The 21,451-nt window shown below is 62.9% G+C and carries 15 protein-coding genes and 1 tRNA gene; 3 read left to right on the top strand and 13 right to left on the bottom strand.

Annotated features, from left to right (window positions below; all coding sequences use genetic code 11):
• Positions 1–131: 131 nt before the first annotated feature.
• The 10 genes from BM374_RS17085 to BM374_RS17040 all read right to left on the bottom strand — a co-directional run bounded on the left by BM374_RS17085 (position 132) and on the right by BM374_RS17040 (position 15,330).
• Positions 132–2,195, bottom strand: coding sequence for an FAD-dependent oxidoreductase (locus BM374_RS17085; RefSeq protein WP_092294132.1), 2,064 nt, complete (start codon positions 2,193–2,195; stop codon positions 132–134).
• A gap of 193 nt (positions 2,196–2,388) precedes the next feature.
• Complete coding sequence (rpoC, locus tag BM374_RS17080) at positions 2,389–6,585, bottom strand: DNA-directed RNA polymerase subunit beta' (RefSeq protein WP_092294130.1); 4,197 nt, start codon at positions 6,583–6,585, stop codon at positions 2,389–2,391.
• Positions 6,586–6,714: 129 nt separating this feature from the next.
• On the bottom strand, positions 6,715–10,839 hold the full coding sequence (rpoB, locus tag BM374_RS17075) for a DNA-directed RNA polymerase subunit beta (protein ID WP_092294128.1): 4,125 nt from the start codon (positions 10,837–10,839) through the stop codon (positions 6,715–6,717).
• A 517-nt stretch (positions 10,840–11,356) separates the two neighbouring features.
• Positions 11,357–11,734, bottom strand: coding sequence for a 50S ribosomal protein L7/L12 (gene rplL / locus BM374_RS17070; protein WP_024342440.1), 378 nt, complete (start codon positions 11,732–11,734; stop codon positions 11,357–11,359).
• Between the two features lie 54 nt (positions 11,735–11,788).
• Entirely contained in the window at positions 11,789–12,307 is a 519-nt protein-coding gene (gene rplJ, locus BM374_RS17065; RefSeq protein ID WP_092294972.1) for a 50S ribosomal protein L10, read from the bottom strand.
• A gap of 663 nt (positions 12,308–12,970) precedes the next feature.
• Positions 12,971–13,663 (bottom strand): 50S ribosomal protein L1, encoded by a 693-nt coding sequence (gene rplA / locus BM374_RS17060; protein WP_092294126.1) that lies wholly within the window; start codon positions 13,661–13,663, stop codon positions 12,971–12,973.
• Between the two features lie 6 nt (positions 13,664–13,669).
• Complete coding sequence (gene rplK, locus BM374_RS17055) at positions 13,670–14,098, bottom strand: 50S ribosomal protein L11 (RefSeq protein ID WP_057745528.1); 429 nt, start codon at positions 14,096–14,098, stop codon at positions 13,670–13,672.
• Between the two features lie 133 nt (positions 14,099–14,231).
• Complete coding sequence (gene nusG / locus BM374_RS17050; RefSeq protein WP_092294124.1) at positions 14,232–14,789, bottom strand: transcription termination/antitermination protein NusG; 558 nt, start codon at positions 14,787–14,789, stop codon at positions 14,232–14,234.
• A complete protein-coding gene (gene secE / locus BM374_RS17045) occupies positions 14,789–14,980 on the bottom strand; it encodes a preprotein translocase subunit SecE (RefSeq protein ID WP_092294122.1) in 192 nt (63 codons plus the stop codon). Before secE ends, nusG begins: the two co-directional genes overlap by 1 nt.
• A gap of 274 nt (positions 14,981–15,254) precedes the next feature.
• Positions 15,255–15,330: transfer RNA gene (locus BM374_RS17040), tRNA-Trp, on the bottom strand.
• A 170-nt stretch (positions 15,331–15,500) separates the two neighbouring features.
• Here BM374_RS17040 and BM374_RS17035 point away from each other — a divergent pair.
• Positions 15,501–16,721: a serine hydrolase domain-containing protein gene (locus BM374_RS17035; RefSeq protein WP_092294120.1), complete on the top strand. Its 1,221-nt coding sequence runs from the start codon at positions 15,501–15,503 to the stop codon at positions 16,719–16,721.
• 117 nt (positions 16,722–16,838) lie between these two features.
• Here the strand turns inward: BM374_RS17035 and BM374_RS17030 are convergent, their stop codons facing one another.
• Positions 16,839–17,606, bottom strand: a complete 768-nt coding sequence (locus BM374_RS17030; protein ID WP_092294118.1) for an SDR family NAD(P)-dependent oxidoreductase — start codon at positions 17,604–17,606, stop codon at positions 16,839–16,841.
• Positions 17,607–17,680: 74 nt separating this feature from the next.
• Positions 17,681–18,379: a histidine phosphatase family protein gene (locus tag BM374_RS17025; protein WP_092294116.1), complete on the bottom strand. Its 699-nt coding sequence runs from the start codon at positions 18,377–18,379 to the stop codon at positions 17,681–17,683.
• A 132-nt stretch (positions 18,380–18,511) separates the two neighbouring features.
• On the opposite strand from BM374_RS17025, the gene BM374_RS17020 reads away from it, so the two are divergent.
• Positions 18,512–19,297 carry an SDR family NAD(P)-dependent oxidoreductase gene (locus tag BM374_RS17020; protein ID WP_092294114.1) on the top strand — a complete coding sequence of 262 codons (786 nt, stop codon included), beginning with the start codon at positions 18,512–18,514 and terminating at the stop codon, positions 19,295–19,297.
• Positions 19,298–19,647: 350 nt separating this feature from the next.
• Positions 19,648–20,820 (top strand): acetylornithine deacetylase, encoded by a 1,173-nt coding sequence (gene argE / locus BM374_RS17015; protein WP_092294113.1) that lies wholly within the window; start codon positions 19,648–19,650, stop codon positions 20,818–20,820.
• Between the two features lie 7 nt (positions 20,821–20,827).
• Here argE and BM374_RS17010 read toward each other — a convergent pair whose 3' ends face one another.
• Entirely contained in the window at positions 20,828–21,181 is a 354-nt protein-coding gene (locus tag BM374_RS17010) for an NIPSNAP family protein (protein WP_092294111.1), read from the bottom strand.
• Positions 21,182–21,451: the final 270 nt, after the last annotated feature.

The raw sequence follows: 21,451 nt of genomic DNA, 5'->3' as shown, positions 1-21,451 counted from the left end.
AAACCAACCGATGCTGACGGCCGGCATGACCGCAGAGAAAGCAGGACATAGCGGAGCGCCGCTATGACGCCGATTCTATGCGATCAGGATGAATTCGGCAAAGCAATTGGCAAGTTCATCCGCTTGTGAGGCTAGTCGTCGTCTTCGTCCTCGACCTTGTCGAAGAAGGAATAGCGCAAGGAATCGGCGTCGGCATACCACTCGCCCGGCCCCTTGTTGGCGGCGAGCGTCGCGGCCCAGAGCGCGTCGGTGCAGTCCTTGCGGTGCATCGACAGATCGAAGCCGTTGCCGAAGAATAGCTCGGACCATTCCCACCATGTCCCGAGCTTCTTGACCCCACGCAACAGATCGTAGCGGTCGATCACGACTGAGGCCATGTCCGAGGTGACCGAGCCGAACACGAGGCCGGTCTTGACCACGCGATTCAATTCGCGGATCGCGCGAACGACCTGCTTCGGAGCCACATGGCAGAGGCTGGTCTCGAACACATAGTCGAAGCTGCCATCCTTGAACGGCATGTCGGTGATCGAGCCGAGCTTGTTGTACTTCTTCAGCGCCTTCGGCGTCTTGGCGTGGATGGCGCGGTTGTTCTCGATGCCCCAGGCATCGATGCCGCACTCACGTAGCGCACCGACCAGCTCGCCGCTGGCAGAGCCCGCGACCAGGAGTTTTGCGCCCTTCGTCTTGCCCCAGACGATACCGATCAGCTTGGTCAGATAATCGGGATCGGTGAAGTGGCTCCAAACCTCGCTGTAGGGACCAAGGCCGCGATAGTTCTCGAAATAGTCGCGGTCGATCTTGTCGGAGATCGGCTCTCCATTCTGCTGCGCGCGCTCGCGGCGCAGCCGCATCATCTCGGTCAGGATGATGTCGGTCGCCGCATCCGAGGAGTCGAGCAGGCCGTTCAGCGTGGAGTCGAACAGATAGTCGCCGACCACCACGATGCCAGGATGTTCCTTCGGCTCGGGCCGGTGGTTGGTCATGACGTCGCGCACCGGCAGCCCCCCCGGGATCGCGTTCACCGACGACAGCCAGCGATGGATCTTGCCTTCCATGAAATGCGCACGCGCGTCGCCGAGCGAGGCCGGCAGCGATTTCAGCGCGGCATCGATCAGCTCCTGATCCGACAGATTGGCAAAGGCCAGCGCATCGGAGCCGGGAATCAGCCAGTTCAGGACTCCGTTCCTACCGACGTCGTGGCGCGCGCCCTCGTTGTAGACACAGCAGCCGCCGAAGGCTTCCGACATGAACCAGGCGCCGGGAATCTTTTCGCCCCAGAACGGGGCGTCGAACAGGATCGAGACGCGCAGGTAATGCGCAGGACGGTCGAAATAGGCAACATGCTTGACCATCGACTTGCGCAGCTGCTCGCCTTCCCACCCCATGGTGGCGAGCCAGGAATGCGGCAGGCAGACCAGCACGAGATCGAAGTCGCGCGTCTCCGGTCCCTTGCCGTTCATCATCTTCAGCTGGTAGCGCCCGGTCGGCGCCCTGCCGACGGTGAGGACACGATGATTGAGCTGGATGTCGGCATTGACCTCCGATTGCAGGCATTCGATCAGCTGCTCGTTGCCGTTCTGGATGGAGTAGAGGCCGATATAGCCGTCGACATCCATCAGATAGTTCTTGAGCGCATTGAGTCCGTTGGTGTTGTGGCTTTCGGTCGCGATGTCAGAGCGCGCCATCACCTTGAAGAAACGCTTTGCGGTCTCGTCCTCGACCTCCTCGTCGAGCACTTGCTCGGCGGTCTTGTAGGCCCAGGGGTTCTCGTTGTCGTGGGCTCCGACGCCCTCGTAATATTCGATCGGCGACATCGCGTCGGCGCAGCGCATGCGGAAGGCCTCGATCGCGGCCGCGGTCTTGGCGCCGTATTTACGGCGCATGCCGGGAACGTCGTTCAGCAGTTCGCCGTCGAGGTGCACCTGCTCGGCGTCCATCGGAATGGTCTGCAGTCCGAAATGCTGGATCAGCTCGCGCAACGGGTCGGGACCCGTCATCGAGTAGTCGTAGATTTCCGCAACGCCGGCCTCGTACATCGCCGGCGCGGAATCGAATTTGCGCGTGACGATCTTGCCGCCGAGCCGGTCGGACGCTTCGTAGATGGTGATACGGCAGAGGTCGCCGAGCTTACGCTTCAGATACCAAGCGCTCATCAGCCCGCCGGGGCCGCCGCCTACGATTGCAAGATCAAGCATGTGAGTTCCGTGGTCTTCCGGCCCTGCCCCCATCACGGGACCACCGGTCTAAGCTCCCTTAGCAGAAGCACTTTTGCGCCTGAAGGAAAGATGAACAAACGTTGATGCCGCATCGCAGCAGTCAATCAAAGCAGCAAAAAGGCCGGCTTTCGCCGGCCTTTTCATTGTCCTCGGTATTCCTACGGATGAACCATTATTCCGCAGGCGGCAGCGCCATCGGCTCGGCTTCCGGTGCCGGCGGCACGACGGACGCCTGCTTCTCGCGCTCATCGAGAATCAGCTTGTCGCGCTTCATGGCAACTTCGCGGATCTTGGCCATGGAAGCGCCGGTGCCCGCCGGGATCAGCCGGCCGACGATGACGTTCTCCTTGAGGCCTTCGAGCGGATCGATCTTGCCGTTGACCGCCGCTTCCGTGAGGACGCGGGTGGTCTCCTGGAACGAGGCCGCCGAGAAGAAGGAGCGGGTCTGCAGGCTCGCCTTGGTGATGCCGAGCAGAACCGGCGTACCCGTGGCGGGCTTCTTGCCCTCTTCCTTGGCCTTCTCGTTCAGCGCGTCGAACTCGATCTTGTCGACTTGCTCGCCGGAGATCATGTCCGTGTCGCCCTGGTCGGTGATTTCCACCTTCTGGAGCATCTGACGAACAATCACTTCGATGTGCTTGTCGTTGATGAGCACGCCCTGCAGCCGGTAGACCTCCTGGATTTCGTTGACCAGATAGGCCGCGAGTTCCTCGATGCCCTTGACCGCAAGGATGTCGTGCGGCGCAGGGTTGCCTTCCACGATGAAGTCGCCCTTCTCGACGACGTCGCCGTCCTGAAGGTGGATGTGCTTGCCCTTCGGGATCAGGTACTCGCGCGGCTCGTCGGTCTTGTCCATCGGCTCGATCGAGATGCGACGCTTGTTCTTGTAGTCGCGCCCGAACCGGATGGTGCCCGCGATCTCGGCGATGATCGCCGCATCCTTCGGACGCCGTGCCTCGAACAATTCCGCCACCCGCGGCAGACCGCCGGTGATGTCACGCGTCTTGGCGCTTTCGGTCGAGACACGAGCGAGGATGTCGCCCGGGTTGACCTTGGCTCCGACGTCGACCGAGAGAATGGCGTCGACCGACAGCATGTAGCGGGCGTCGCCGCCACGGGCGAGCTTGAGCACCTTGCCGTCCTTGCCCTTCACCACGATGGCCGGACGCAGGTCCGAGCCGCCGCGGGTCGAGCGCCAGTCGATGACCACGCGCTTGGCGATACCGGTGGCCTCGTCCAGCGTTTCCGAGATCGACTGGCCTTCGACCAGATCCTCGAAGCCGATGGTGCCTTCCACTTCGGTGAGAAGCGGACGGGTGTACGGGTCCCACTCGACGATGCGCTGGCCACGCTTGACCATATCGCCTTCGTCGACGTGCAGGCGCGAGCCGTACTGGACACGGTGCGTCGCACGTTCGGTGCCGTCGGCATCGACGACAGCCACCACCATGTTGCGCACCATCGCGATCAGGTGACCTTCGCTGTTACGGGCGATGGCCTTGTTCCGGATCACGATCTTGCCATCGAAATTGGCTTCGACGAAGGACTGCTCGTTGAGCTGCGCCGCACCACCGATGTGGAAGGTGCGCATGGTGAGCTGGGTGCCCGGCTCACCGATCGACTGCGCCGCGATGACGCCGACCGCTTCGCCGTGGTTGACCGGCGTGCCGCGGGCGAGGTCGCGGCCGTAGCACTTGCCGCAGATGCCGTTGACGAGTTCGCAAGTCAGCGCCGAGCGGATCTTCACCTCCTGCACGCCACCCTGCTGGATGGCCTCCAGATGGCTCTCTTCCATCAGCGTGTCGCGCTTGATGATCACCTTGCCCGAGCTGTCACGCACGTCTTCGCAGGCCGTGCGTCCGAGGATGCGCGAACCGAGCGAAGCGACCACGGTGCCGGCGTCGACGATGGCGCGCATCTTGATGCCGAGCTTGGTGCCGCAATCTGACTGCGTGATGATGCAGTCCTGCGCGACGTCGACCAGACGACGGGTCAGGTAACCGGAGTTCGCGGTCTTCAACGCGGTGTCCGCGAGGCCCTTACGGGCGCCGTGGGTCGAGTTGAAGTACTCGAGGACCGAGAGGCCTTCCTTGAAGTTCGAGATGATCGGCGTCTCGATGATCTCACCCGACGGCTTGGCCATCAGGCCGCGCATGCCGGCGAGCTGGCGCATCTGGGCCGGCGAACCGCGGGCACCGGAGTGAGCCATCATGTAGATCGAGTTGATGTCGGCATCGGCTCCGGCCGCCGTCTTCTTGGTGGCGGAGATCTCCTTCATCATCGCCTTGGCGATTTCTTCCGTGGCCTTCGACCAGGCGTCGACGACCTTGTTGTACTTCTCGCCATGGGTGATCAGACCGTCGTTGTACTGCTGCTCGAAATCCTTCGCCAGCGTACGGGTGGTGTCGACGATCTTCCACTTGCCGTGCGGCACGACCATGTCGTCCTTGCCGAACGAGATGCCGGCCTTGAACGCGTTGTAGAAGCCGAGCGCCATGATGCGGTCGCAGAAGATCACCGTCTCCTTCTGACCGCAGTGACGATAGACCTGGTCGATGACGCCCGAGATCTCGCGCTTGGTCATCAGCTTGTTGATGATCTCGTACGAGATGCGCGGGTTCTTCGGCAGCAGATTGCCGAGCATGACGCGGCCGGCGGTGGTCTCGATCCAGCGCTTGGAGACCTTGCCGGTCTCGTCCATGCCTTCCCACCGGTACTTGATCTTGGTGTGGAGGTGGATGACCTTCGCGTGCAGGGCGTGCTCGAGCTCGGCCATGTCGCCGAACAGCTTGCCCTCGCCGGGCAGGCCTTCGCGCATGATCGAGACGTAGTAGAGACCGAGCACGATGTCCTGCGACGGCACGATGATCGGCTGGCCGTTCGCCGGATGCAGGATGTTGTTGGTCGACATCATCAGCACGCGCGCTTCCAGCTGCGCTTCGAGCGACAGCGGAACGTGCACGGCCATCTGGTCGCCGTCGAAGTCGGCGTTGAACGCCGAGCAGACCAGCGGGTGAAGCTGGATCGCCTTGCCCTCGATCAGCACCGGCTCGAACGCCTGGATGCCCAGACGATGCAGCGTCGGCGCGCGGTTGAGCAGCACGGGATGCTCGCGGATCACCTCGTCCAGGATGTCCCAGACCTCGGGCCGCTCCTTCTCGACCAGCTTCTTCGCCTGCTTCACCGTGGTGGACAGGCCCTTGGCGTCAAGCCGCGAGTAGATGAACGGCTTGAACAGCTCGAGCGCCATCTTCTTCGGCAGGCCGCACTGATGCAGGCGCAGCTCGGGACCGACCACGATCACCGAACGGCCCGAATAGTCGACGCGCTTGCCGAGCAGGTTCTGACGGAAACGACCCTGCTTGCCCTTGAGCATGTCGGCGAGCGACTTCAGCGGGCGCTTGTTGGCACCGGTGATGACGCGGCCGCGGCGGCCGTTGTCGAACAGCGCATCGACCGCTTCCTGAAGCATGCGCTTCTCGTTGCGGATGATGATGTCGGGCGCGCGCAGCTCCATCAGCCGCTTCAAGCGGTTGTTGCGGTTGATGACGCGGCGGTAGAGGTCGTTGAGGTCCGAGGTCGCAAAGCGGCCGCCGTCCAGCGGCACCAGTGGACGCAGGTCCGGCGGGATCACGGGAACGACGGTCAGGATCATCCATTCCGGCTTGTTGCCGGAGTGGCGGAAGGCCTCGACGATCTTCAGACGCTTGGCAAGCTTCTTGTGCTTGATGTCGGAGTCGGTCTCCTGCATCTCGGCGCGCAAGCTGAGTTCGAGCTTCTCGAGGTCCATGCCCTTGAGCAGCTCACGGATCGCTTCCGCGCCGATCATGGCGGTGAAGGAATCCTGGCCGTACTCGTCCTGCGCCTTCAGATACTCGTCTTCCGACAGCAGCTGACGGTCCTTCAGCGCGGTGAGGCCCGGCTCCAGCACGACGTAGTATTCGAAGTAGAGGATCCGCTCGAGATCCTTCAGCGTCATGTCGAGCAAGAGGCCGATGCGCGACGGCAGCGACTTCAGGAACCAGATGTGGGCGACGGGCGCTGCGAGCTCGATATGGCCCATGCGCTCGCGCCGGACGCGCGACAGCGTGACCTCGACCGAGCACTTCTCGCAGATGATGCCCTTGTACTTCATGCGCTTGTACTTGCCGCACAAGCACTCGTAATCCTTGATCGGCCCGAAGATGCGGGCGCAGAACAGACCGTCGCGCTCGGGCTTGAAGGTACGGTAGTTGATGGTCTCCGGCTTCTTGATCTCGCCGTAGGACCAGGACAGAATCTTCTCCGGGGACGCGATCGAGATCCGGATCTGGTCGAAGACCTGAGCCGGCGTCGTCGGGTTAAAGAGATTCATAATTTCTTGGTTCATCGTCTTCTCCTCGCGTACCGGTCGCCTCCGGCCGCAAATTCGAAAATCACTCGAGCGGGGCGCCCTGCCCTCAAGGCATCGGGAGGGGCGCCAATGCCCGGCCGCGAAGGCCGGGCATGAAAGGTCGTATTACTCGGCCGCTTCCGACGTCGGCGTCGGACCCATCTTGGAATTGTGCAGGTCGACGTTGAGGCCGAGCGAGCGCATTTCCTTGACCAGCACGTTGAACGATTCCGGGATGCCGGCCTCGAAGGTGTCGTCGCCGCGCACGATCGCCTCGTACACCTTGGTACGGCCGGCGACGTCGTCCGACTTCACGGTCAGCATTTCCTGGAGCGTGTACGCCGCACCGTAGGCTTCGAGCGCCCACACCTCCATTTCACCGAAGCGCTGGCCGCCGAACTGCGCCTTGCCGCCCAGCGGCTGCTGGGTGACGAGCGAGTACGGACCGATCGAACGCGCGTGGATCTTGTCGTCGACCAGATGGTGCAGCTTGAGCATGTAGATGTAGCCCACCGTCACCTTGCGATCGAAGGCATCGCCGGTGCGGCCGTCATAGACGGTCGACTGGCCCGACGCGTCGAGACCCGCGAGCTTCAGCATTTCCTCGATGTCGGTCTCCTTGGCACCATCGAACACCGGCGTCGCAATCGGCACGCCGCGGCTCAAGTTGTGGCCAAGCTCAAGCAGCTCGTTGTCGTTGAGCGTCTTGATCGTCTCGTCCTCGCCGTAGACCTTCTTCAAGGTTTCCTTCAGCGGCTTGATGTCCTGCTTCGACAGGTAGGCATCGACCGTCTGGCCGATACGCTTGCCGAGGCCGGCGCAGGCCCAGCCGAGATGGGTCTCGAGGATCTGTCCGACGTTCATGCGCGAAGGCACGCCGAGCGGATTGAGCACGATGTCGGCATGCGTACCATCCTCGAGGAACGGCATGTCCTCGATCGGCACGATCTTCGACACCACGCCCTTGTTGCCGTGGCGGCCGGCCATCTTGTCGCCGGGCTGGATCTTGCGCTTCACCGCGACGAAGACCTTGACCATCTTCATCACGCCGGGCGGCAATTCGTCACCCCGCTGAAGCTTCTCGACCTTGTCGAGGAAGCGCTGTTCGAGCCCCTTCTTCGACTCGTCATACTGCTTCCGCATGGCCTCGATCTCGGCCATCAGCTTGTCGTTGGGCGAGGCGAACAGCCACCACTGCGACTTCGGATACTCCTCGAGCACCGCGCGGGTGATCTTGGTGTCCTTCTTGAAGCCCTTGGGACCTGCAATGCCCTGCCGCCCTTCGAGCAGCTCGGCAAGACGGTTGTAGACGTTGCGGTCCAGGATCGCCTGCTCGTCGTCGCGGTCCTTGGCCAGACGCTCGATCTCTTCCCGCTCGATCGCCAGAGCACGCTCGTCCTTGTCGACGCCGTGACGGTTGAACACGCGGACTTCCACGATCGTGCCCTGCACGCCCGGGGGAACGCGCAGCGAGGTGTCGCGAACGTCGGAGGCCTTTTCGCCGAAGATGGCGCGCAGCAGCTTCTCTTCCGGCGTCATCGGGCTTTCGCCCTTCGGCGTGATCTTGCCGACCAGGATGTCGCCGGCGCGCACTTCAGCGCCGATGTAGACGATACCGGCTTCGTCGAGGTTCTTCAGCGCTTCTTCCGAGACGTTCGGAATGTCGCGGGTGATTTCCTCCGGCCCGAGCTTGGTATCGCGGGCCATCACCTCGAACTCCTCGATATGGATCGAGGTGAAGACGTCTTCCTTCACGATCCGCTCGGAGAGCAGGATCGAGTCTTCGAAGTTGTAGCCGTTCCACGGCATGAACGCGACGAGCACGTTACGGCCCAGCGCGAGCTCGCCGAGATCGGTCGACGGACCGTCAGCGATGATGTCGCCCTTCTTGACGATGTCGCCGACCTTCACCAGCGGACGCTGGTTGATGCAGGTCGACTGGTTGGAGCGCTGGTACTTCATCAGCCGGTAGATATCGACGCCCGACTTGGTCGGGTCGAGATCTTCGGTGGCGCGGATGACGACGCGGGTTGCGTCGATCTGGTCGATCACGCCCGAACGGCGCGCCGCGATCGCAGCACCCGAGTCACGCGCAACCACACCTTCCATGCCGGTGCCGACGAACGGCGCCTCGGCGCGAACCAGCGGCACCGCCTGGCGCTGCATGTTCGAGCCCATCAGCGCGCGGTTGGCGTCGTCGTTTTCGAGGAACGGGATCAGAGCCGCGGCGACCGAAACGAGCTGCTTCGGCGACACGTCCATGTAGTCGACCTTGTCGGGCGTCAGCGGTACGACGTCGCGGGTGCCGCTGGCGCGGCAGACCACGAGGTCCTCGGTGAAGCGGCCCTTGGCGTCAACAGGCACGTTGGCCTGAGCGACCGAGTAGCGGCCCTCTTCCATCGCCGAGAGGTACACGACCTCGTCTGTGACGCGGCCGTCCTTGACCTTGCGATACGGCGTCTCGACGAAGCCATACTTGTTCACGCGCGCGAAGGTGGCGAGCGAGTTGATCAGACCGATGTTCGGACCTTCCGGCGTCTCGATCGGGCAGATGCGGCCGTAATGCGTCGGATGCACGTCGCGCACTTCGAAACCGGCACGCTCGCGGGTCAGACCGCCCGGTCCAAGCGCCGACAGACGGCGCTTGTGGGTGATCTCCGACAGCGGGTTCGTTTGGTCCATGAACTGCGAGAGCTGCGAGGAGCCGAAGAACTCGCGCACGGCGGCAGCCGCCGGCTTGGCGTTGATCAGGTCCTGCGGCATGACCGTGTCGATGTCGACCGAGGACATGCGCTCCTTGATCGCGCGCTCCATACGCAGGAGGCCGATGCGGTACTGGTTCTCCATGAGCTCGCCGACCGAGCGCACACGGCGGTTGCCGAGATGGTCGATGTCGTCGATCTCGCCCTTGCCGTCGCGCAGGTCCACCAGCGTCTTGATGACGCAAAGGATGTCTTCCTTGCGCAGCGTGCGCTGCGTGTCGGGCGCATCGAGGTCGAGACGCATGTTCATCTTGACGCGGCCGACCGCGGAGAGGTCGTAACGCTCGGCATCGAAGAACAGCGACTGGAACATCGCCTGCGCCGAATCCAGCGTCGGCGGCTCGCCCGGACGCATCACGCGGTAGATGTCGAACAGCGCGTCCTCACGCGTCATGTTCTTGTCGGCCGCGAGCGTGTTGCGGATGTAGGCGCCGACATTGACGTGGTCGATGTCGAGCAGCGGCAATTCCTTGTAGCCGTGCTCGTTGAGCACCTTGAGCGATTTGTCGGTGATTTCCTCACCGGCTTCGGCGTGGATCTCACCGGTCTTCGGATTGACGAGGTCCTCGGCGAGGTAGTTGCCGACGAGTTCTTCGTCCGACAGGCGCAGCGCCTTGAGCCCCTTCTCCTGAAGCTGGCGGGCGGCACGGACGGTGAGCTTCTTGCCGGCCTCGAGCACGACCTTGCCGGTGTCGGCATCGATCAGGTCGTTGATGGTCGAGTAACCGCGGAAACGGTTGGCGTCGAACGGAACGCGCCAGCCTTCCTTGGTCCGCTTGTAGAGGATCTTCTTGTAGAACGTGGAGAGGATCGCCTCGCCGTCGAGGCCGAGGGCGAACATCAGCGACGTCACGGGAATCTTGCGGCGACGGTCGATACGCGCATAGACGATGTCCTTGGCATCGAACTCGATGTCGAGCCAGGAACCGCGATACGGGATCACGCGGGCAGCGAAGAGCAACTTGCCCGAGGAATGGGTCTTGCCCTTGTCGTGGTCGAAGAACACGCCCGGCGAACGATGCATCTGCGAGACGATGACGCGCTCGGTGCCGTTCACGATGAAGGTGCCGTTCATCGTCATGAGCGGGATGTCGCCCATGTAGACGTCCTGCTCCTTGATGTCCTTGACCGACTTCGCGCCGGTTTCCTCGTCGATATCGAACACGATGAGGCGGAGCGTCACCTTGAGCGGGGCCGCGAAGGTCATGCCGCGCTGACGGCACTCGTCGACGTCGTACTTCGGCTGCTCGAACTCGTAGCGGACGAATTCCAGCATGGAGGTGCCAGAAAAGTCGGAGATCGGGAACACGGAGCGGAACACGGCCTGGAGGCCCTCGTCGAGGCGCCCACCCGCGGGTTCGTCGACCATCAGGAACTGGTCATAGGACGCCTTCTGAACCTCGATGAGGTTCGGCATCTCGGCGACTTCCTTGATGTGTCCGAAGAACTTGCGAACGCGTTTGCGACCGGTGAATGTCTGCTGCGCCATCGTGGCCTCTCATTTTCGTCGCCCGCTCTGGGCGAACCGTCCGGAACGCGGCTGCCACCGCTCCCCGGGTTGAATTTGTCGAACCCGCTTTGGGGGCCGGAGACTCAGCTTCAGGCAGGAATGTCCTGAATCTGTTCTTCAGACCTTCAAAACGCAAAACGACGCGCGGGGCGCTGGTGCGCGCCCGCCCGTCACAACGATCGTCTTCACGGACTGCAAAAGCCCGAAATAGCCTGCTCTCCCAACGGCTTACAGGGAAATCCGACGCCCTGCCCACCGCGCTTTCGTGCTGCCGACCCGATATGGGGCGACAATAGTGCAGATTCGAGGGACAAACCCTCAAATCCCCACACTTTTTCGTGTTTGGCCCGCGTCGGGACGATCCGTCGCACGCCTTTTGCATCCGGCCCCGGTCTTCCGATCGTCATGGCCGGGCTCAACCCGGCCATCCACGATCGTGGGACGAGATCCCGGGTCTCGCTTCGCGAGCCCGGGATTTTCGCTGAAGTAACTTGCGTTACTTCAGCTCGACCTTCGCGCCAGCCTTCTCGAGCTGGGCCTTGATCTTGTCGGCTTCTTCCTTGTTCACGCCTTCCTTCAGCGGCTTCGGAGCACCCTCGACGAGGTCCTTTGCTTCCTTCAGGCCGAGACCGGTGATGGCGCGGACTTCCTTGATGACCTCGATCTTCTTGTCGCCTGCGCTGGCGAGAACGACCGTGAACTCGGTCTTCTCTTCCGCCGGAGCGGCAGCGGCGCCACCAGCAGCCGGGCCGGCCACGGCGACAGCCGCGGCAGCCGAAACGCCCCACTTCTCTTCGAGGAGCTTCGCGAGTTCGGCAGCTTCGAGCACGGTGAGGCTCGAGAGGTCGTCAACGATCTTCTGCAAGTCAGCCATTGTTCAGTTTCCTTGAGTGTAAGTCTGGTTCGGGTTTGAGTTTTGCGAAGGGCGTCAGGCCGCTTCGCCCTTTGAGGCATGAGCCTGGATGACGCGCGCGAGCTTGCCCGCGGGCGCGTTGGCGAGCTGAGCAAGCTTGGTCGCCGGGGCCACGATGAGGCCGACGATCTTGCCGCGCAGTTCGTCAAGCGACGGCAGCGAGGCAAGCGCCTTCACGCCGTCGACATTCAGGACGGTCTTGCCCATCGAGCCGCCGATGATGACGAACTTTTCGTTCGCCTTGGCGAATTCGATGGCGACCTTCGGCGCCGCTACCGGATCGTTCGAAGTGGCGATCACGGTCGGTCCCTTCAGCATGGGGCCGATGGCAACGACGTCAGTGCCTTCAAGAGCAATTTTGGCGAGACGGTTCTTCGAGACCTTCACCGAGGCACCCGCCTGCTTCATCTGCTGGCGCAGCTTCTGCATCTGGGCGACGGTGAGGCCGGAATATTGAGCAACGATCGCGACGCTCGTGGTCTTGAAGACCCCATTGAGCTGTTCGACCGCGTCTTTTTTTGCCGCTCGTTCCACAGCAAGCTCTTTCCGGTTGGCGGTCAACGCGAAAGCGGGACCGCCGGGCTGCACCCATCGTCCCGCCCAAAACCTGAACCTCAGGGTCAAAACCCATCGGACACGCCGGGCAAGACGACAATTCAAAGCCTGCCCTCCGGGAGCCCGTAAGAGCCCACGGCGTGTCGAGGTCCGAACCAAACTCCTTCCGCGACCACCCCTAAACGGGAGGCGCGAAGTGAAATCCGGTCTTCACCCGTCTATGCAGGCCGTGCGATTAAGCCATTGAGAAATCGAAATTTCCCGCAGGCGCCTGCAGTCTTGGACAGGACAAGGCCAGCCGGCGAACCGCCTGACCTCTGCCCGCATCCCACCGGCCGATGGATTTTCTTTCCTTTTCGGGCAAATCCTTGCGGACGTCCTGAAAAGGAATGATCTCCTACGTGTCGGGTTTTCGGAATACGTGCACGGACGCGCCAGCCAGGGCCGGCGCGTCCGGAGGCGGTTCTTTAACCGCTCTCTGCCCGATTGCCAAGACATAATTCACACCAGTTCCAATCCGCTGCCATCGGGGCTTATTACGGCCCGACAAGGGCCGATTCGACCCGATAAGTGCCGCCCACAAACGACGAGGGGCGGAACCGATTGCCCGATTCCGCCCCTCGCCTCATGCAATTTCCAGACTCAGCCGAGGATCGTGCCCGGCTCGACCTTCACGCCCGGACCCATCGTCGAGGACACAGCAACGCGCTGGATGTAGGTGCCCTTGGAGCCAGCCGGCTTCGCCTTCGAGACGGCATCGGCGAGCGCCTTGATGTTCTCGACCAGCTTCTCCTCGGAGAACGAGGCCTTGCCGACGCCGGCCTGCAGGATGCCGGCCTTCTCGACACGGAACTCGACCGAGCCGCCCTTGGCACCCTTCACCGCACCGGTGACGTCCATGGTCACGGTACCGATCTTCGGGTTCGGCATCAGGCCGCGCGGGCCGAGCACCTTACCGAGACGGCCGACCAGCGGCATCATGTCGGGGGTGGCGATGCAGCGGTCGAAATCGATCGCGCCGTTCTGCACCTTCTCGACCAGATCTTCGGCGCCGACGACGTCAGCACCCGCAGCCTTGGCTTCGTCGGCCTTGGCACCGCGGGCGAACACGCCGACGCGGAGCGTGCGGCCGGTGCCGTTCGGCAAGGTCACGACGCCGCGGACCATCTGGTCGGCGTGACGCGGATCGACGCCGAGATTGATCGCGACCTCGATGGTCTCGTCGAACTTCGCCTTCGCGCGTTCCTTGACCATCTTGATGGCATCCGCGAGCGGGTAAAGCTTTTCGCGGTCAATGCCTTCGCGGGCTTTGTTCAAACGCTTTCCGATTGCCATGACCGCTTACCCCGCAACTTCCAGACCCATCGAACGGGCGGAGCCCTCGACCATCTTCATGGCCGATTCGATGGTGTCGCAATTCAGGTCCTTCATCTTCTTCTCGGCGATCTCGCGCACCTGCGCGCGGGTCACCTTGCCGGCCTTGTCACGGCCCGGGGCCTTCGAGCCGGACTGGATCTTGGCGGCCTGCTTGAGGAAGTAGGACATCGGCGGCGTCTTCATCTCGAAGGTGAAGGAACGGTCCGCATAGATGGTGATGATCACCGGGATCGGGGTGTTCTTCTCTTCCTTCTGGGTCTGGGCGTTGAACGCCTTGCAGAACTCCATGATGTTGAGACCGCGCTGACCGAGCGCGGGACCGATCGGGGGCGAAGGATTCGCCGCACCGGCCGGGACCTGAAGTTTCAGGTATCCGGTCACTTTCTTTGCCATGTAGCACTCCTGTTGTGCCGGCAACCGCCGGCGGTTTCAGGTTCGTGGTTTGGGTCGGATGCGGCTGGCAACCGCCCTCTCCCTCCCACGGCCTCTCTTTGCGGGATGCCTCCCGGCGTCCCGCACTACCCGGTCAGACCTTCTCGACCTGACCGAATTCCAGCTCGACCGGCGTTGCGCGACCGAAGATCGACACTGCGACCTTCACGCGCGAGCGCGCCTCGTCGATTTCCTCGACCACACCCGAGAACGAGGCGAACGGACCGTCGGCCACGCGCACGTTCTCGCCGATCTCGAACGACACCGACGCCTTCGGCCGTTCCACGCCCTCCTGCACCTGGTGCAGGATGCGCATGGCCTCGTTCTCCGAGATCGGCATCGGCTTGTTCTCGGCGCCGAGGAAGCCCGTGACCTTCGGCGTGTTCTTGATCAGATGAAACGCCTCGTCGGTCAGCTTCATCTTCACCAGCACGTAGCCCGGGAAGAACTTGCGCTCGGCATCGATCTTGCGGCCGCGGCGCACTTCCGTGACCTTCTCGGTCGGAACCAGCACCAGCTCGAACAGCTCCTCGAGGCCGCGCTGCTTGGCCTGCTCGCGGATCGATTCGGCGACCTTCTTCTCGAAGTTCGAATAGGCGTGGACGATGTACCAGCGCTTGTCGGACGATTGGGTTGCGGCGGCTGTTGCCATCAGTGAATGCCCAGAAGGAAGGTGATGAGGTAACGGATGATCTGGTCGGCGGCGAAGAAGAAAATCGAGGCCAGCGCGACCATCACGAACACCATGATGGTGGTGATCGTGGTCTCACGACGGGTCGGCCAAGTGACCTTGGCGGTCTCCGAGCGCACTTCCTGCAAGAACTTGAACGGGCTGACTGCCATCGTTTGAGACGCCAATGAGGATTTCAGGGATCCGAACAGCCTGATGTGGCCCAGCCCTCTGTCTCGAAGGATGAGCCGGAAAACCGGGCTCTGCTGTTCGGGGGATTTCAAAGCCGCGCCGGATATCCGCGTCTAACGGGCCGGCTGCGAGTGCGGGCTATCTACTGCGGATGGGGCCAAAGGTCAAGGATCACCGGGTGCTGCCAGTCGGCCTTGGATCCTGGGCAAGCAGATCGGAATAGTTCGGCATCAAGGGGTTAGCCAGCGGATTAGCTGGCAGGAGTGGCAGGGCTCGAACCTGCGACCCCCGGTTTTGGAGACCGGTGCTCTACCAATTGAGCTACACTCCTACGGACCCTCGCGTCGCCGCTTCGGATCAGGCGCGCTTTCAAGCACAGGGGACGGCCGGATTGCAAGGACGGATTGCAAGGGTGAAGCGCGCTGGCTTCGCTTGTGACTGCCGCGGCTTCTGGGTCACAGTCTGCCTCCGACAATAATGTGCCCCCCCGGGAGTGAACATATGACCGCCGCAGCCCCTCACCTCTCGACCGCGCCGAAATCCCCGCCTCTGCCGGAGGCCAAGCCGGAAACGCTGGGCCTGTCGCGTCCCCGCCTCCAGGTGATGTCGGACGCCTTCAGGCGCGAGATCGACAAGGGAACCGTGCCCGGGGTGACCGTGCTGGTGGCGAGAGGCGGCCAGGTCGGCTGGTTCGAGGCGCTTGGCAGGCAGAGCCCGGCGGGGTCCGCGCCGATGGCGCTTGATTCGATCTTCCGGATCTTCTCGATGACCAAGCCGATCGTCTCGGTCGCCATCATGGCGCTGGTCGAGGACGGCCACCTGCTTCTCGGCGACCCGGTCGCCAAATTCATCCCGGAGTTCGCCAACCAGAAGGTCGGCGTGGTCAGCGGCGGCAAGCTGGAACTGGTTGCACCCAAACGGCCGATGACGGTGCAGGACCTGCTCCGTCACACCTCGGGGCTCACCTACGAGCACCAGGGCGACGGTCCCGTGCACAAGATCTATCAGGACTCGCGCGTCCGCAGCCGCAAGATCACCAATGCCGAGCATGCTGCGCTGGTGGCGAGCTTTCCGCTGGTCTGCCATCCCGGCGACGAGTTCAACTACAGCCGCTCCACCGACATTCTCGGCCGCATCATCGAGGTCGTCAGCGGCAAGTCGCTTGGCGCATTCCTCGCCGAGCGCGTGCTCGCCCCGCTTCAGATGACCGAGACCGCGTTCTCGACCAGCGAGGCCAATGCTGGCAGGCTTGCCGAACCGTTCGCCGCCGATCCCTGGACCGGCGACAAGGTCGCGCTTTTCAACATGCTCGAACAGCCGGTGATGGAGTCAGGCGGCGGCGGCCTGGTCTCGACCACGATCGATTACGCCCGCTTCTGCCTCATGCTGCGCAACGGCGGCACGCTCGACGGCGTCAGGATCATCGGTCGCAAGACGCTGGAGCTGATGGCGTCCGATCATCTCGGCCCTCACGTCGTGACCAACGGCACGCTGCTGTCGCCCGGCCACGGTTTCGGCCTCGGCTTCGCCGTCCGCCGCGAGGCCGGCATCGCGCCCTTCCCCGGCAGCGTCGGCAACTATTTCTGGAGCGGCATTGCCGGCACGTTCTTCTGGATCGATCCGAAGGAGGATCTGTTCGCGGTGTTCATGAGCCAGGGCCCGGGACAACGTGACTACACGCGGACCTTGGTGCGGGATCTGGTTTACGCCGCGGTGGAGTGAGGCGCAGGGTCATTCGGGACGATCCGCAGGACCGAACTATGGTGCGCAGTTGCGCACCTGAGAATCTCGAGATCCCGGGTTCGCGCTAAGCGCGCCCCGGGGTGACGCTCTATCGCGTCAACTGATCGTCGCGCCGCCGTCGATCACCATGGTCTGGCCGGTCATGAAGTCCCCGGCCTTCGAGCCGAGGAATACGGCCGCGCCCGCGATCTCGTCGGGGATGCCGATGCGGAGCAGCGGCGAGCGCGCGGTCGAGGCCTTCAGGTTCTCGGGATTGTCCCACAGCGCCTTGGCGAAATCGGTCTTGATCAGGCCGGGCGCGATGCAGTTCACGCGGATGTTGTGCTTGCCGTATTCGCAGGCGAGATTGCGCGCGAGCTGCATGTCGGCCGCCTTGGAGATCGCATAGGCGCCGAGGATGGTCGAGCCCTTGAGGCCGCCGATCGAGGAGACGATGATGATCGAACCGTCCTTGCGCTCGATCATCTGCGGCACCACCATCGAGATCAGCCAGTTGTTGGCGACGATGTTGTTGTCGAGGATCTTCCTGAACTGATCATCGGAGATGCCGGCGAGCGGACCGTAATATGGATTCGACGCGGCGTTGCAGACCAGCACGTCGATCTTGCCGAAGGCGCGGTTGCTCTCGTCGACGAGGTTCTGCAGATTCTCCTTCGAGGAGATGTTGGCGGCGATCGCGACCGCGGTGCCCTTGCCGAACTTCTCGTTGATGCCCTTCGCCACCTGCTCGCAGACGTCGGCCTTGCGCGAGGAGATCACGACCTTGGCGCCGTGCTCGGCCATGCGCTCGGCGATCGCAAGCCCGATGCCGCGCGTCGATCCCGTGATGACGGCAACTTTGCCCTTCATGTCGAACAAGGTCATGTTTCTCTCCCAGATTGGTCTTCAATGTCATTCCAGGGCGATGCGAAGCATCGGACCCGGAATGACGGATTAACTCACGCGAGCTTCTTCACTTCCGGCCCCGCCGGCTGGTGCATCGCCGCATGCGCATCGTCGGCGATCCAAGGTTGCTGGTTCACCATCGGCAACCGCCACACCGTACGCTCGGGACTCGCAAAATAGTCGAGCCGCGTGATCGACACATTGTCGATGTCGAACGACAAGGCCCGCTCCAGCTGGCCGTCGAGTGCGAGGCCGATCGCCGCCTTGATGGTGCCGCCATGCGCCACGGCGATGATGTCCTGCCCGGCCGCCTCATTGTTGATCCGCTCGATGGTGCGGCGCGTCCTGATGTAGAGGTCCATGAAACTTTCGCCACCTGGCGCGGGCTCGTTGATGTCGGCGAACCAGCTCGCGCCTACCGGCCGGCTGGCAATGAACTCGGCGCGGTTCATGCCTTGCCAACCGCCGAGATTCTGCTCGGCAAGGTCCGCCTCCCGTTTCATCGACGCAGGCCGCGGGTAGCCCGCTTCCCAAATCGCTTCCGCGGTCTGGTGCGTGCGCATCAGATTGCTCGAATACCAGACCGCCTTGCGCGGCAACACTTTGGCAACAGCGTTGAACACGTAGGTGTCACTGGTGTCGCAGGCGATATCGCTCTGCCCGTAGATGTTGCCGCCGTCATTGCGCACCGGCGCGTGACGAACCCACCACCAGCGTGTCGTGATCACGTTCGGCTTGTCTGCGGTTGCCATGAAGCTCTTCCATCCCGTGTGATGTCGCTGTACGTCAGGTGTGAACGTGTCTCAAGACACTTTGCCGTTTGAAATTCTGTTTGAAATTCCGTCGCGCGGCAAGCGTCGCGCGAATACCAGAGGGAGAAACGCATGGGCCGCCTGCAAGGCAAATCCGTCATCATCACCGGCGCCGGCAGCGGCATCGGCCGCGCCGCAGCGCTGTTGTTCACCCGGGAAGGTGCCAAGCTGATCGCGGTCGATCGCACCGAGGGGGTGAAGGAGACCGTCGACGAGGTGAAGAAGGCCGGCGGCATTGCGGAAGCGATGATCGCCGACGCCGGCTCCGAGACGGACGTCATCGCCGTCGTCGACAAGGCCGTAAAGACGCACGGAAGGCTCGACGTTATCTGGGCCAATGCCGGCATCTCCGGCGGCCTCGTTCCGCTCGGCGAGCAAACCGTGGAACACTGGCAGGAAGTACTGCGTGTCAATCTGATCGGACCCTTCCTTGCGGTGAAGCACGCGATGCCGCACATGGTGAAGCAGCAGTCCGGCGCGATCGTGCTGACAGCATCGGTCGCGGGCCTCAAGGCGGGCGCGAGCGGACATCCTTATGCGGCGAGCAAGGCCGGCGTGATTTCTCTGGTGCAGACCACGGCCTATTCCCTCACCGGCACCGGCGTGCGCATCAATGCGGTCTGTCCGGGCCTGATCGAAACAGGAATGACAAAACCGATCTTCGACCGCGCCAAGGAGCGCGGCACCCAGGACAAGATCGGCCAGCTCAATCCACTCAAGCGCCCCGGTCAACCGCACGAACTCGCCGCGATGGGACTGTTCCTGGCGAGCGACGAAGCCTCGTATGTGAATGGCCAGGCCTTCCCGGTGGATGGCGGCCTCACCGCGTCGATGCCGTATACGGGTAAGCCGGTCTGATCGCGGCGCTCTTACCAAACCCGTCATCCTGAGGCGCGAGGCGTACGATGCGAACGCATCGTGCGCCGAGCCTCGAAGATGACGGTGATAAATTTGAACATGCAACGGCGTGTTTAGCCCGTCGGACAGCGCAAGGGGTCGTAGCGCCGACGTCATTCCGGGGCGCGACGACGTCGCGAACCCGGAAATCCATTTCACGTACCCTGGTGCAGCGCGATGGATTCCGGGCTCGATGCTGCGCATCGCCCCGGAATGACGGCTACAGCGTACGTTTGCCCATCCGCCCCCCGCGCTGGTATGGTTCATGCAAGCAGCCTCAGCCTGCGCAATCCCCTGACAAGACCATGACAATGCCAAGCTCAAGACCCGATCGTGTTCGACAAATCCTCGCCGACCTCGTCGCCTTCGACACGATCAGCGACCGTACCAACCTGCCCCTGATCGCCCATATCGAGGGCTATCTCGCCGCGCTCGGCCTCAAAGGCGAGCGGATCACCGATGAGACCGGACAGAAAGCCTCGCTCTGGGTCACGATCGGGCCCGAGGATAAGCCCGGCTTCGTGCTGTCAGGGCATACCGACGTCGTCCCTGTTGTGGGCCAAGACTGGAGCCACGATCCGTTCAAGCTGGTCGAGCGCAACGCCAAGCTCTACGGCCGCGGCACCACCGACATGAAGGGCTTTGTCGCAGTGTGTCTCGCGATGGTGCCGGAGATGCTGGAAGCAAAGCTGACCACACCGATCCATCTTGCGATCTCCTATGACGAGGAGATCGGCTGCGTCGGCGTCCGACCGATGCTCCGCGAAGTGGCAAAGAAAAAGGTGCGGCCTCTCGGCGCTTTTATCGGCGAGCCGACCGAGATGAAGGTCATCATCGGCCACAAGGGCAAGCACGGCGTGCGCGCAACATTCCGCGGCCTCGCCCGCCACTCCTCGATCGCGCCCGACGGCGTCAACGCCATCGAATACGCCGCCGAGCTGATCACCGAGATCCGCCGCCGTGCCGTGAAGCTCGCAAGCGAAGCCGAGCGCAACAGTCTCTACGATGTGCCGCATTCAACATTGCTGACCAGCATCGTGCATGGCGGCGCGGCGCTGAACATCGTGCCCGACACGTGCACCGTGGATTTCGAATGCCGCGGCATCGGCATCACCGAGTCCAGGGAGGTGACGGATGCGATCGTCGCCTGGGCCAAGGCCGAGCTGGAGCCGGCCATGAAGGCGAAGAGCCCGGACTGCGGCATCGATTTCGAGGAGATCCTCGACTACCCCGCCCTCGACACCACCGCCGATGCCGCCATCGTCACGCTGGCCAAGAGCCTTGCGGGGCGAAACGATCACGCCAAGGTCGCCTTCGGCACGGAGGCGAGCCTGTTCGCCAGCATGGCCGACATCCCGTCGGTGGTGATCGGCCCGGGCTCGATCGCGCAGGCGCATACGCCGGACGAGTTCATCGAAATGGCGGAGCTGGAGAAGTGTGCAGGCTTCGTGGAGAAGCTGATCGCGCATTGCGCGAAGGGATAGCTCGTCGTCATTGCGAGGAGCCCGCGACGAAGCTGGACGACGGTGAATAATCCACCGGCACAAGCAGACGGTCCTCGATCTGGCCAACCATAAGGCCGTGCTCCGCGTGGGTCATCCGCTTGATCTCGGCCCATTCCGCATCGGCCATGAAGGCCGCCCACGCCGAAGTCCTGGCCGCCTCATCCGGCCACTCCAGCAGATAGGCAAACTCGGTGCGTTCGCCGAACTTGGTTTCCCACATCGCCACGATCTGGAAACCATATCGGCTACGCATGATGCGCGCGGCGTGGTCGCGGAAGCGGGCGTGAAAGGCAGCTTTGTTCTTCTCGAAGATCTCGTAGATGCGCAGTTGCTGGATCATGTCCGTCTCCTTGGTGTGAGGAGATGGGGTCGAACGGCGCGTTGTCAAACCGGAGGCAGCAGTTCGCGGATCCCGTGTCCCGGACGCGGTGCGGCACGAAGTGACGCTCCGCAGAGCCGGGACCCAGAATGCCTGGCGACGCCGCTCAGTTGTGCAATCTTAGGTCGCTGAGATCATCAGTGCTGGGTTGCGCAGCAATGCCCTTGTTCGTTTAGGGCGAGCAAGCGGAACGGCACTCCCTACATCGGAGTGACGAACGATCTTCCGCGT

The sequence above is a fragment of the Bradyrhizobium sp. Ghvi genome (assembly GCF_900115265.1).
Classification (GTDB): domain Bacteria; phylum Pseudomonadota; class Alphaproteobacteria; order Rhizobiales; family Xanthobacteraceae; genus Bradyrhizobium.
Note: the sequence above shows the minus strand (reverse complement) of the source record. Positions and strands in the feature narration are given on the sequence as shown.

What these genes read in the sequence shown, in the direction of transcription:
- BM374_RS17085 (WP_092294132.1), bottom strand. Translation starts at nt 2,195, where the DNA reads ATGCTTGATCTTGCAATCGTAGGCGGCGGCCCCGGCGGGCTGATGAGC.
- rpoC (WP_092294130.1), bottom strand. Translation starts at nt 6,585, where the DNA reads ATGAACCAAGAAATTATGAATCTCTTTAACCCGACGACGCCGGCTCAG.
- rpoB (WP_092294128.1), bottom strand. Translation starts at nt 10,839, where the DNA reads ATGGCGCAGCAGACATTCACCGGTCGCAAACGCGTTCGCAAGTTCTTC.
- rplL (WP_024342440.1), bottom strand. Translation starts at nt 11,734, where the DNA reads ATGGCTGACTTGCAGAAGATCGTTGACGACCTCTCGAGCCTCACCGTG.
- rplA (WP_092294126.1), bottom strand. Translation starts at nt 13,663, where the DNA reads ATGGCAATCGGAAAGCGTTTGAACAAAGCCCGCGAAGGCATTGACCGC.
- rplK (WP_057745528.1), bottom strand. Translation starts at nt 14,098, where the DNA reads ATGGCAAAGAAAGTGACCGGATACCTGAAACTTCAGGTCCCGGCCGGT.
- nusG (WP_092294124.1), bottom strand. Translation starts at nt 14,789, where the DNA reads ATGGCAACAGCCGCCGCAACCCAATCGTCCGACAAGCGCTGGTACATC.
- secE (WP_092294122.1), bottom strand. Translation starts at nt 14,980, where the DNA reads ATGGCAGTCAGCCCGTTCAAGTTCTTGCAGGAAGTGCGCTCGGAGACC.
- BM374_RS17035 (WP_092294120.1), top strand. Translation starts at nt 15,501, where the DNA reads ATGACCGCCGCAGCCCCTCACCTCTCGACCGCGCCGAAATCCCCGCCT.
- BM374_RS17030 (WP_092294118.1), bottom strand. Translation starts at nt 17,606, where the DNA reads ATGACCTTGTTCGACATGAAGGGCAAAGTTGCCGTCATCACGGGATCG.
- BM374_RS17025 (WP_092294116.1), bottom strand. Translation starts at nt 18,379, where the DNA reads ATGGCAACCGCAGACAAGCCGAACGTGATCACGACACGCTGGTGGTGG.
- BM374_RS17020 (WP_092294114.1), top strand. Translation starts at nt 18,512, where the DNA reads ATGGGCCGCCTGCAAGGCAAATCCGTCATCATCACCGGCGCCGGCAGC.
- argE (WP_092294113.1), top strand. Translation starts at nt 19,648, where the DNA reads ATGCCAAGCTCAAGACCCGATCGTGTTCGACAAATCCTCGCCGACCTC.
- BM374_RS17010 (WP_092294111.1), bottom strand. Translation starts at nt 21,181, where the DNA reads ATGATCCAGCAACTGCGCATCTACGAGATCTTCGAGAAGAACAAAGCT.